The sequence below is a fragment of the Nostoc sp. TCL240-02 genome (genome assembly GCF_013343235.1).
Taxonomy (GTDB): Bacteria; Cyanobacteriota; Cyanobacteriia; order Cyanobacteriales; family Nostocaceae; genus Nostoc.
Genome location: NZ_CP040094.1, coordinates 1,509,944 through 1,522,625, shown reverse-complemented (window position 1 = coordinate 1,522,625; position 12,682 = coordinate 1,509,944). Strand labels below are relative to the sequence as shown.

Sequence of the window (12,682 nt, the reverse complement as noted above, 5' to 3'; positions counted from 1 at the left end):
TCAATTTATTGATTAAATATGTGGAATTTGTTCTAACATTTTTAAGATAAACTGTGTCGCCCTCCCAGATTTTTCTATATCCTGAAACTTTTCTTCCCATATTTTTAATCTCTGTTTTAGTAATAAATCATTTTCTATTGCCTCAATTAAATCGACAACAAGATTAGTAGATATTTTATTGACATCAGCAACTACACCTAAACCATGATATTCAATTCTTTCTGCATTATCTGGTTGGTCAGCCCATACAGGAAGTACAATCATTGGTACTCCGCAAAATATGCATTCTTTAATAGTGTTTATTCCTCCAGCTATGATTGCTATAGATGCTTTCTTAAGAAGCCCTAATTGTGGTGCTTTATTAACAACTATTATATTTTCAGGTATATACTGGAAGTCTTCAACACTAATATAATCGCTTATTGATAAGACCAATTGGTATTCATTTTTAAGCGATACAGCATCAATCACATTTTGAAATAATTGTTTAATTCTGTTTATACCTAAAGTAGAAAAAGTGTTCACTGTAGTTCCTAAAGAGCAATAAATAAGAGATTTATTTTTATCTAAATTTGACCAGACAAAAGAGGGTTCATCTCTTTGTAAGTCTATTGAAGCTTCAGCATAGTAGCATTTTTCTCTTAAAATATTAGGTAAATCTAATTCTTTTGGGCATAAAACCAGATGTGTCAACTTTAAAGGTATTGCTTGAGATAAATCTAATAAATCAAGAGGAATTTTCCTATTAATTGCAAATTTTGTGATCATATCTTCCTCAGAAAAATCTGTTTTACTCAACAAAGCAATTATTTTTTTAGTTGCTTTGAGTAGTTTTTGATAAATATATTTGTTTTTTAAGTTAAACAATTTAGCAATAAAATTATTGTCAAAACTTTTAATTTTCTCCTTCTCAAGGAGATTTGACAATGGTAAAGAGGTAAACATATCTGTAAAATAAATACTCTTAATTTGGCATTCATAGGCTATCATCCCTATGAAAGTAGAATAAAGTTCTTCGTATGTACTTATTATCAGTAAGTTAGGTTTAGATGTCTTTAAAAGAGTATGTATTTCTCGATCTTCTCCTTTTATTAATGAATCAATTAAAGATTTTAAAAGTTTTTTGTATCTTAATTGATTTAGTAATCCTTGAAGCTTGTTTGAATTGGAACTGTTAATTTCTAGCTGTTGAATAAATCCTTTAGGAAACCATCTTTCTAGAATTGGCAGAAATTTAAATCCGTAGCTACAAACTTTTTCCTCATAATCTGACAACCCTAAATACAAAACTTGATGTCCAAGTAAACTTAGTTTTTTCGCTAGTTTCAAAGTACTATTTAATTCACCTTGATAATTAAAAATACAAAATGCTATGGTTGCCATACGTTAAACATCACCAAACAGTTAATTTACCTATTTAAAGCTCAAAAATTAAAAAATTATTTGTTAGCTATTTTTGTTTTGTAATTCCACGACTTAATATTATAGAAAGCCTCCTTCTCTCAAGTTACTGATGCTATCCTTAACAACTTGAATAATGTAGTTAATATCTTCATCTGTATGGGCTGTTGATAAATAACCACTTACACCTAATAAGTGAACTCCTCTGTCGAGAAGATGATATTTCAACAAACTCATTGCTACTGAAGCAGTAGAATTTTCTCCAGAAATCTCTAAAGATGCAGAACCAAATAGTGAGCCAAAATTTGCCATCTGTAGCGGTATTCCATCGGCTGCAAAATAATTATTCAAAGCCTTAACAAATTGTGTTGTCCGTTCATTCAGATTTTGTTGTAGAGAAGACCCCGAATTCTGCATATACTTTAATACAACTTTTGCAGCAGCTAATGCTAACGGATGCTTACAAAAAGTACCTGCAAAAAATGTCTTTTTCACCAGAGGGTAAGAAGCATCGCCATAACTCCACATTCCCCCATCAATTGCATCCATATAAATATTTTTGCCGGCAATCACCCCAATTGGTATCCCACCACCAACAATTTTTCCATAAGTGGCTATGTCTGCTTGTACATCAAAATAAGCTTGTGCGCCACCAGGATGAATCCGAAACCCTGTTACCATTTCATCAAAAATTAAAGCAATTCCAGATTCTTGCGTTAATTTCCTCAATTTCTGGAGAAATTCTTTTGGTTGTAAAGCCGGTCTAGAAGTTTGCACAGGAACTACCAAAACTGCTGCTAATTCTTGCTTATATGCTTTAATAACTTCTAATGATTGAGGATTGCCATAATCTAAAATCAAAACATCACTCACAAAGTTTTGTAATACTCCAGGCGCTAAGGGTATGGCATGTTGATTATCTTCTGCCTTATTTACGTTAACTAAAGTGCCATCAAAATGACCATGATAAGAACCTGAAAATATAACGATTTTCTTACGTTCTGTAACCGCTCTGGCGATACGGATAGCAGTCATTACTGCTTCTGTACCAGTGTTACTAAAACAAACCCGCTCCATTCCTGTAAGTTGAGAAATTAACTCAGCTACCTCACCCACAATTTCTGATTGGGGGCCAATTTGAATTCCTTTATCAAGTTGTGCGATTAAAGCCTCTTTAATAAATGAGGGATTATGACCAAAGAGATTTATTCCCAAACCCATCATTACATCTACATATTCATTACCATCTACATCCCAGATTTTGGAACCCATAGAGCGATTAGCAACAATGGGATAATACATTTCTTTAAATAGTAAATTGAACTCTCCTAAGTTTTTATCATCAGAGAGAACTGGGCGATAAGATTGGGAAAGATGTTTAGATGTTTTGGTGCGATCGCTATAGCTATTGATAAAATGTTGTAAATATTTTTGCTGCTGATTTGTAAGACCTGCTTTGGCTAATAATTCAGCTAAAATATCGGATTTTTGATGTAATGCAATGGGTTGTATATTCATGTAATTTTCTCTTCAAATTTAGTAAGCTTACAGAACTAGGTATTAAATATATAATCGCTTGTGGCAAATAAAATAAGTACTACCAGGAGTTGGAAGTATTTCTAAATCACAACAAGCATCATAAATGCTAATTTCGCTAAATCCAGCAGTTTCTAAAGCCGATATAATTTCTTCTTTGGTATAACAGCTTTCGGAAATAACTTTATCTAAACGCTGCCAAGTTTGTTCTACTAATGAAAATACAGTTAGATAAATTTGACCTAATTTTGATTCTGAATTATAGATATTTTTTGTAGACCAGGCATAATCATCTTTTACATCACCAGAAACTTTGCCGTTCCAATTCGACCTATATTCTTCTTCTGAAAAGAAATGGCACAAGAATATCCCATTATTAGTTAGTGCATTATAAACATTATTAAATACATGCTCCAATTCTTCAAGTTTCATGACATAGTTTAGAGAACCAGTAGTTGAAACCACTACATCAAAGGTAGCTGGTAAATCGAAGAATCGAGCATCCCCAAGGATCAGTTTCGCTTCTGGCGCATTCTCACGAGCATAATGTAACATCTGCTCAGAGCCATCAATTCCTGTAATTTTATAACCCTGTTTGAGTAATTGTTGGGCTAAATGTCCAGTACCACAACAAAGGTCTAGAATATGCACTCCCTTACTTAAATCGGGTAGTAACAATTTTTCTAAAACTGGTAATGTTTCCTGAAAAATTCCTGATGCCCAATCTTCGTTATATATGCGAGCAAGAACATCATAATCATCATAACGAGTTGTTGAAATCATAAAATATCACTCCTGAAACTATTGCAAAAATTTTAATTATTCATCAGTTACAAACTTTATTATCCAAAAAGCCCTGCTTAATCAGATAGGAAAAATAAACGCTGAGTAATTGATTATCTATTGGAGGACAAGTCATCGAACTACCTACTAATCCATTGATAACATTTTGATTATCAAGCTGTAAAAATTCTGAGTTTGAATCTTCTTCAGCTTGTCTTGCTGGGAAAAATGGTACTAATGAATATAGAGGATGTTCAAAGGAGTTTTGAGTCACATTAAGTAATTTCTCTCGCCATTGCTCATAAGAATTTTGTTCCATTGCATAACCTAATGAGCGAATATGGTCGATAAGTGTATTTGAGTGGAGAGTTTGAGGATGTACTAAGTGAAAAGTTTTGCCTAAAGATTCTTTCTGTTTCGATAAATTAACTATTGCTTTGCTGACATAATCTACAGGAACTATATTCTCTCGAATGTCTATATCTGGCGCACTTCCCAATTGCACACAACCTATTATCAGTTTGTACAGAAAATCATTACTATTAAAGACCCCAGTTTTGCTATGTCCAGATATACGTGATGGTCTGTAAATAGAGATAGGAATTCCCCTTTGAATCGCCGTTTGTACTAACTTCTCAGCTACCCATTTAGTTTGACAATATCCATTACTAGGAAATTCGTTTTCATTTAGGGTATCTTGTTCTCGAACTAATTTGGTTCCAGATTCAATTTTGGAAGATACAACACCAGAGCTAGAAATCAAATGTACTGGTTTCGTTTTTATTTGACTAGCTAATCTCAAAATTTCTTGTGTACCCAGTACGTTTGTAGCTTTTAGAATAGAGTAGGGATAAATATGATGTACCCAAGCACCATTATGGTAGATAACATCAATAGTACTTGCCAATTTTTGGAAGGTTTCAGTTTTTAAACCAAAAAGTGGTTTTGATAAATCCCCAAGAATAGGAATAATTCTGTAACTCCAAATTTCGTTCCAAACTCCATAAGATTCCAGAGCAGTTTGCAGTTTTTTATGGACATCCTCAATATTTTTATAGCGAACTAAGCAATAAATATCCGCTTGGGTTTGTTGTAGAAGTTCAGCTAGTAAGAATAATCCCAAAAAGCCCGTTGCTCCAGTCAATAAAATAGAACTAGGTTCAGGAATAAACTTAACGGCATTTTCAGGAATAATTGTTGGATCTAAAATGACTTCAGCTTTGAGATCCAAAAGTGGGTAATAAATTTCTGTTTGATAAACTCGATCAATATTTTCTGCTAAACCCGCTACGGTGGGTTTCTCTAACAAACTGCGTAAGGAGATATCCAAGTTAAAAGCTTCTTTAACTTTGGCAAGTAGTTGAGTTGTTAATAAAGAATGTCCACCCAATTCAAAGAAGTTGTCGAAAATACTGACTTTCTCAATTTTTAAGACTTCAGCCCAGATTTGAGTTAGTATTTCTTCTACAGAAGTGCGAGGAGGAGCAAAATCTCCTATCAAATCCGATCTAACTTCCTCTGGTGCGGGTAGTGCCTTTCTATCAACTTTACCATTGGCACTTAGAGGTAATTTTTTTAGCAGCACTACAGCCGATGGTATCATGAATTCTGGTAATTTATCTTTTAAAAAGCTGCGTAGTTCATTAACTGTAAGGGCTGATTTTGGTTGGGTAACTACATAAGCAACTAAGCGTTTGTTTCCTGGTATATCTTCACGAGCAATAACTACTGTTTCTTGAACTCCAGAATACTTATTCAGTGCTGTCTCAATCTCACCTAACTCAATTCGGAAGCCACGAATTTTTACTTGATTATCAATACGTCCCAAAAACTCAATATTGCCATTAGGGAGATATTTTGCTAAATCGCCAGTTTTATATAAACGCACTCCCGGTTTTTTACTAAAAGGATGGGGAATAAATTTCTCAGATGTAATTGCAGATTGATTTAAATAACCTCTAGCTAAACCTTCACCGCTAATATAAATTTCACCATGAATACCAATAGGAACTGGATGTAAATGAGAGTCCAGTATATATATTTGCGTATTTGGTATGGGAGAACCAATAGATATTTGCTTTCCTGTTTCTGCGCTATGACAATAATATGCGCTACTCCAAACGGTTGCTTCTGTTGGCCCGTACTCGTTAAATAAAGATACTTCCGGCTGAAACTGAGAATGATGTTGTACCAATTCTGGTAGACAAGATTCACCTGCAACTATGACAGCACGAAGAGAATTTAAATTTTCTGGTTTTGCTTGTTGCAAAATTAAAGCATATAGAGAAGGAAGGCTTAATAAATGGGAAACACTATTTTGGGAAATTAATTCTATAAGTTTAGGTACTTCTCGTTGTACACCTTCTTCTGGTAAGTGTAGAGTTCCGCCACAACAAAGTGTCCAGAAAATACCTGCAACAGAGCTATCAAAAGCAAAGGATGAGAGTAGCAAAAAGTTACTCACAGCTTGTTGATAGTAGGCAATACGTGCAGTTGTTGAATGAACTAAGTTACGATGTGCGATCGCAACTCCCTTCGGTTTTCCAGTAGAGCCAGAAGTATAAATTATATAAGCTAAGTTTTCAGTAGATATAGTTCTCAGGGGGTTTTTCTGACTCTGTTGTGCGATCGCTTCCCATTCTGTGTCTAAGCAAATTGTCTGTGTATCGTACTTAGGTAAGCCTTCCAGTAAATGCTGCTGTGTCAATAATACAGATACCTGAGTATCTTCTAGCATGAAGCTTAAGCGCTCTTGGGGATAGTGCGGATCGAGAGGAACATAAGCACCACCAGCTTTAAGAATGCCTAAAATACCTACAAGCATTTCTAAGGAACGCTCTACACAAATTCCCACTAATACTTCTGCACCTACCCCCAAATCTTTTAGATAATGAGCTAGTTGATTTGCACGCGCATTAAGTTCAGCATAAGTTAGTTCCTGATTGTTAAATACTACAGCAATGTTGTTGGGAGTGCGTTCTACCTGCTCTGTAAATAACTCGTGAATGCACTTATTTTGTGGGTAATCCGCCTGAGTTTGATTGAACTCGAAGAGAAGTTGATTGAGTGTGCGATCGCTTAAAATTTCTAATTCACTAATTGCAGTTTCTGGATGATGTACTGCACTTTCTAGTAGCTTGTGAAATTGCTCTGCTAACCCTGCAATATCCTGTGGAGAAAAAAGATTACAGTCATAATGAAATTCTGTACTTAAAAAATCCTTTTCGCGTCTACAAGAAAGCTTAATTTTGAAACGCTCAGTACAGCTATCAAGCTTGAAAATAGAAAATAATATATTACCTGCATAATGCCTTGGAGCTTCTTCTGTAAAATCAAAAATCACAGGAGAAAAAGGTAAAATATCTGGTATTTGTTCCCAAGTAAAACACTCCTGCCATTTGTGGATAGATTCTACATACTCATGAACTTGTTGCAAAACTTGACTAAATTTGAAACTATCTTCTAAATGACAATGAACTGGTAAATATTTAGAAAATAGTCCTAATGCTTCTTGAAGTTCCTCATATTTTCTACCATTAAATTCCCTGGCGACGATCATCTCGGATTGTCCACTTAGTCGCTGGAGTAAAATCAACCAGCAGGTTAGATAAAAAGTAGAAGCAGAAGTATTATGCTTCTGAGCTAATGTTTCGATATTAGCGACTAGTTCCGGGCTAATAATTGAATTTACTAATTTTGGTTGAAATATCTGTTTTTCAGAGAGATGCTTTTCAAAAGGAAGCTGAAAAGTGTCAATAGTAGAGAAGTCTTGTTGTTGCCAATATTCTCTGCCTATTTTCGTTTCTTCTGCTTCTAATATTTGATTTTGCCATTCTGAAAAATCTGCATACTGGAGTGGTTCTTTAGATAATTTCTCATCTAATTTTCCTAAGTAAGAAGTAGCTAGTTCTCTTACTAGACAATTAAAGGTTGCTCTATCTGCACAGAGAGCAGGTAAACTAAGAAGTAATAAATGCTCTTTTGGTGAAATATTTACTAAGGATGTATGTAAAATCGAACCTTGTTCAAACTGAAAAGTTTGTTGTTTGATTTCCTGAAATATTAACTCAATCTTCGCCTCTTGTTCTTGAGGGGCCAAATTAGTAATATCAGATTTTTTCTCTAAAATAACTTGGCTATCTGTAATTACCTGTACTGGAATAGTCATTCCAGGTAGACAAATAAAATTGGTGCGGAGTATCTCATAGCGATTGACAACATCTTGCAATGCCAATTCTAAATTATTGAGATCAATACTTCCTTCAATCAAAATTGCACAATCGCTACGATAAGCCCAACTTTGATCAATTTGTTGTAACAACCATAAATGCTCTTGCTGAGGCGAAAGTCTAAACCCCTCGATACTTTCTACTACTTGCATATTGCTACCTTAATGTTAGTTAAATACTTGAGGGCGTATAAGGTTCAGCCATTCCCACTAAAATTTTTCTGGGAGGAATAAATGGATTACGAGCATGTATTGATAACATATTATCCAGCATCAATACATCTCCTTTCTGCCAAGAAAAAGTAACCATTTCTTCTTGATAAGCAGTTCGCAAACTAGCTAACACTGATGGTTCAATTGCAGAACCATCCCCATAATATGTGTTAGTTGGTAAATCTTCTTCTGGCAAATTTTTCAATAACGATTCGCCTATCGTTGGTTCCAATGTGGAAACGTGGAAAAAAGTTGCGTGATTGAACCAGACTATTTCACCTGTTTGAGGATGTTTGAGAATGGCTGGCCCAACTTGTCGAGTTCTTAAACGATTATCTGCTTTCCATTCAACCTCAATTCCATTATTTTTGCAATACTCTTCTACTTTATTTTTGTCTGTTGTTTGAAATACAGTTTGCCAAGGAAGACCAAATCCATTGCCAAAGTTACGCATATACATAACTTGCTTTTCAATGAAGCGATCGCGGATAATTGGATCAATCCGCTCAAAAACCTTTCTACAGCTACCAATCGGGGTTTCCCCTCCCTCTTGCGCTGGACTCATACAAAAAAAGAAGATTTTCAACGGAAAGGTAGGCGAGTAGGCGTGTTCATTGTGAGGAAAAATACTTTGATCGGCAGGGTAGTCAGTTGAAGTATAAATTTTCCCAGCTACTTGAGTTCGTGGAGATGCCCGATACCGATATTCCATCGCTTCTCCACAAATCGCTGCGATAATTTGCTCAAATTCTTCTATAGAATTAACTTTGAAATCACGAAAAAGTATCGCTCCATATTTTAATAATTCAGATTTCAAATATTCTCGATTATTATTAGCCCAGTTTTCCAGATTTACACCCTTCACACTAGGCTTAATCACCAAAGGAAAGTTAGAGCCTGGCTGAAGGAATTCAGTTTTGATTAATTCTTCTGTGGATATATTAACAGCTTTCCGTCTCACATATCCTAGAGATTCCATTTTTGTCATGATTTTTATTATCTGTTATTTGCTCTACGTTTAACGTTGATTAATGTCTGTCCGATAGTATTTTTATAAACTTCTTCTCTAGCAAGATGCTGTTTCTTATCTACTTCATTAAGAACTCTTTTTAATTCACTTAATTTAGTTTCTGGATGGGTGGCAATCTTAGTTAAAAGCGTTGCAAAATTATTTGATAACCTAACAATACTGCCCCGATCAAATAGGTCAGTGTTATATTCCCATACACCAAATACTCCCTGATCTGTTTCGCTTAACTCTAACAGCAAGTCAAACTGCACCGTTTTGTTTTCGACTTTCAAAGATGTGATAGTTAAGCCTGGAAGTTCCAAAGATGGGGTTTGGGTATTTTCCAAAACAAGCTTGACTTGAAATAATGGTGTACGGTTCAACTCCCGTTTTGGATTCAGAACATCTACCAATTTGTCGAAGGGTAAATCTTGGTGAGCATAAGCTTCTAGAGTCATCTCGCGGACTCGTTCTAATAACTCTACAAAAGTAGGATTTCCTGATAAATGTGTACGCAATACTAACTGATTAACAAAAAACCCGATCAATTCTTTAGTCTCGGCTTGATTGCGGTTAGCAATATCAGTACCAACAACGATATCTTCTTGATCGGTGTAGCAGTGCAGCAAAGTTTGGAAAGCCGCTAGCAGAATCATAAATAGTGTGATGCCTTGGCGCTGATTCAGAGCTTTCAGCTTCTCAGATAAAGTTTTGGGTAGAACCAGAGTTTCTCTAGCTCCTGAGAAAGTCTGGATAGGCGATCGCGATTGCGGAGCGTCTCGTAGAGAAGCTCGCCGCTCGCTAGGGAATTCTACAACAGGTAGTTTACCGCCTAATTGCCTTTGCCAGTAAGCAAGTTGAGTTTCTAAACGCTCTCCCTGTAACCACTGTCTTTGCCACACAGCAAAGTCTGCATACTGGATGGATAGTTGCGAGAGGGGTGATGGTTTGCCAATAGAGAAAGCTTCATACAAAGTTGCGATTTCGTGAATCAGCACACCTATAGCCCAGCCATCAGCCACAATATGATGCATAGTCAACAATAATGCATATTCTGCTGCCGCTAGTTGCAGTAAAGTAACTCGTAATAAAGGCACTTTGGTTAAGTCGAAAGGCTGTTGGGCTTCTTCACTCGCCAATCTCAAAACTTCAGCCTCTCTTTGCTCTTGAGAAAGTTTTTGTAAATCTACTACTGGTAGTTTGAAGCTGAAACTGGGAGTAATAACTTGCAGAGGTTGTCCATCAACTACTTTGAATGTAGTTCTTAAAACCTCGTGCCGTCTCACAACTTCGTTAAAGCTTTGCTCTAGTGCCGCCACATTTAGCAATCCGACAATACGCATGGGTTGGGAGATATTGTAGGCACTATTTCCAGGTTGTAATTGGTCGATAAACCACAACCTTTGTTGGGCAAAAGATAGAGGGAATAAGTTTGACTCTCGACTTTGAGGAACTATTTGCGGTTGTGAAAATACGCTTTCTTTTTTTTTCTGAAGGCGTTGTGCAAGAAGCTTAAGTTTCTCTGGAGAAAGACCAGCAATCCGTTGTGAAAGGTCACTCATATTCGCCAAACCTGATATGCAACAAAACAAAATAAATATAATTTTGGCGTTATTTAGCCATGTGATTACTGCTGCTACGACTAATTAAGTTATCCAGTAATAGTTTTTGGTACTCCGAATTTTTTATTCCATGAAACTCACTTTTGTTAAAGTGTTTAAGGATAAATTTTAAGAGAAATTTCTCGATTCTTGTCAGTTCTGGATGGTATAAATCTAATAACAAAACAACTCTATTTTCCTGGCTTTTATTCCAAGCTCCATGTTCAAAACTGTTATCAAAAAACAAAGTTTTTCCTCGGTTCTAACTGCGTGTTTCACCTCCAACCTTAATACCACACTTTTCTGGAACTTGGATACCAAAGTGACATGTTAAAGAGATATTAATATCATCAATATGTGGTGGTAAAACGACTCCAGGTTTCATGTTAATAAATACCACCTCACCAAAAGAATATAAAAAAGGATTTAGCTCTGAGATAATCTTGACTGTATTTGGGAAAAGGGATGTAGCTGCTTTGGTAAATTTACCTTGTCTCCAAATTAAGTAATATTGCCAGTCTTCATCTTGATTCTTTAGTGATTCACCAAAAATTTCACTTGGCTTGTACTTAGGAATAATTTTATAATCAGAGGATAAATAGCCTAACCACTCACTTTCTATCTGATCAAAGTTTTTTTCTAGGGTTTTGGAGATGAGGCTCAAAACAGCATTTTCATGAGATTCGTACCAAGGCTTGTGAGTAATACCAGAATATATGAATTTTCCCATTGGCTGGTTAAGGTTCAAATCTCTTTGTGTCATCTCTAGATAAGACTTTAGTGAGTCTTCAACATGATGAATATTTCCTTTTGGGTATAAAAATTTTAAGAATTCAAGAAAGCCAAACAAAAACTTAAACTCTGTAGTATTTTGTTGAAGCATAAAAAACTCCTAATTGTAAGTTTGTATAATAATAAGATTTTTAAAATTTTGATATTAGATTAACCCCAAAGAAAATAAAACTTTTCCTAACCAGGGAAATTCTAAAACTAATGGTAACAAATGACCTTTTATTGGGTTGCCTTCAACAAAAGATTGAAAGACTAATTCTGAATTAAATTCATTGATAAATATGTTGCCAACGCCTATGCTATTTTCCAGATTGTTTACATGATGCCACCACTGAGATGGGATATATAAAATTTCTCCTGGTTCTAGTATGACTTCTACTGGATTTGCTTTAGCGTATAGTGGAAACTTTTTTAAATCTGGGTTGAAGATATCTACTTTACCATCGTATAGAACATCTTTTTGATCTGGCGTAAATAAGACAATTCGCTTTCGTCCAGAAATTAAGCCTAACCACGCAGAGAAATTATCTGGATCTTTATGAAGACCTACCGATGTATTTTTATGACCTATAAATATTTCCGGGTTGTCACATTCATATTTTATGAGAAGATTTCTTGGCAGTCTTTGTAACCAATTAGGAAAGTAAATTGGTTCTCGGTAGTCATCTAAAAGCTCAGGATAACAAGAAACCACCCAATTTGCTAGATACAGACGTTTGTTGCTATTACCAGAAATCATATAATCAATGTATTCAGCAATAGTCATTAAACTATGAATCTCAACATCATCTTGTTTAATAGCGCATTCAACTTTTCCATATTTCACCTTGAAAAAATCTAAATCCCACTTTTTTGATGCTTTCCAGTCTTGCATGACATCAGTAATAATTACAGGTTTACCCACAGATGCATACTCTTTAATAAACTCATCATATAAGAGGTTGGTACGACGTTCGACAACATCAATTGGTGTCCAGACTAATTTACATTTTTGCTTTTGCCATGTTCTTTTTAATAGATAAATAATTAAGCGAGTAAAAACAGTTAAAGCAACTGTCAAAAAAATGAATTTACTAATTTCGTAAAAAGAAAGTGGTAATTGCATAGTCATATCATGTC

At 35.1% G+C, this 12,682-nt stretch carries 7 protein-coding genes and 1 pseudogene; all 8 read right to left on the bottom strand.

Annotated elements, in window-relative coordinates:
• Positions 1-12: 12 nt before the first annotated feature.
• Entirely contained in the window at positions 13-1,383 is a 1,371-nt protein-coding gene (locus FBB35_RS06600; RefSeq protein ID WP_174708996.1) for a glycosyltransferase, read from the bottom strand.
• A 99-nt stretch (positions 1,384-1,482) separates the two neighbouring features.
• Complete coding sequence (locus tag FBB35_RS06595; RefSeq protein WP_174708995.1) at positions 1,483-2,919, bottom strand: aspartate aminotransferase family protein; 1,437 nt, start codon at positions 2,917-2,919, stop codon at positions 1,483-1,485.
• Positions 2,920-2,961: 42 nt separating this feature from the next.
• Entirely contained in the window at positions 2,962-3,720 is a 759-nt protein-coding gene (locus FBB35_RS06590) for a class I SAM-dependent methyltransferase (protein WP_174708994.1), read from the bottom strand.
• Positions 3,721-3,763: 43 nt separating this feature from the next.
• Positions 3,764-8,101: a non-ribosomal peptide synthetase gene (locus FBB35_RS06585; protein ID WP_174708993.1), complete on the bottom strand. Its 4,338-nt coding sequence runs from the start codon at positions 8,099-8,101 to the stop codon at positions 3,764-3,766.
• A gap of 19 nt (positions 8,102-8,120) precedes the next feature.
• Complete coding sequence (locus tag FBB35_RS06580; protein WP_174708992.1) at positions 8,121-9,149, bottom strand: TauD/TfdA family dioxygenase; 1,029 nt, start codon at positions 9,147-9,149, stop codon at positions 8,121-8,123.
• 8 nt (positions 9,150-9,157) lie between these two features.
• Positions 9,158-10,732: a condensation domain-containing protein gene (locus FBB35_RS06575; protein ID WP_174708991.1), complete on the bottom strand. Its 1,575-nt coding sequence runs from the start codon at positions 10,730-10,732 to the stop codon at positions 9,158-9,160.
• Positions 10,733-10,781: 49 nt separating this feature from the next.
• Positions 10,782-11,501, bottom strand: a pseudogene (locus FBB35_RS34355) (aspartyl/asparaginyl beta-hydroxylase domain-containing protein).
• A gap of 207 nt (positions 11,502-11,708) precedes the next feature.
• Positions 11,709-12,668: a cupin-like domain-containing protein gene (locus FBB35_RS06560; protein ID WP_174708988.1), complete on the bottom strand. Its 960-nt coding sequence runs from the start codon at positions 12,666-12,668 to the stop codon at positions 11,709-11,711.
• Between the last annotated feature and the right edge of the window lie 14 nt (positions 12,669-12,682).

Coding starts and splice junctions, on each gene's coding strand:
- FBB35_RS06600 (WP_174708996.1), bottom strand. CDS start 1,383: ATGGCAACCATAGCATTTTGTATTTTTAATTATCAAGGTGAATTAAAT.
- FBB35_RS06595 (WP_174708995.1), bottom strand. CDS start 2,919: ATGAATATACAACCCATTGCATTACATCAAAAATCCGATATTTTAGCT.
- FBB35_RS06590 (WP_174708994.1), bottom strand. CDS start 3,720: ATGATTTCAACAACTCGTTATGATGATTATGATGTTCTTGCTCGCATA.
- FBB35_RS06585 (WP_174708993.1), bottom strand. CDS start 8,101: ATGCAAGTAGTAGAAAGTATCGAGGGGTTTAGACTTTCGCCTCAGCAA.
- FBB35_RS06580 (WP_174708992.1), bottom strand. CDS start 9,149: ATGACAAAAATGGAATCTCTAGGATATGTGAGACGGAAAGCTGTTAAT.
- FBB35_RS06575 (WP_174708991.1), bottom strand. CDS start 10,732: ATGAGTGACCTTTCACAACGGATTGCTGGTCTTTCTCCAGAGAAACTT.
- FBB35_RS06560 (WP_174708988.1), bottom strand. CDS start 12,668: ATGCAATTACCACTTTCTTTTTACGAAATTAGTAAATTCATTTTTTTG.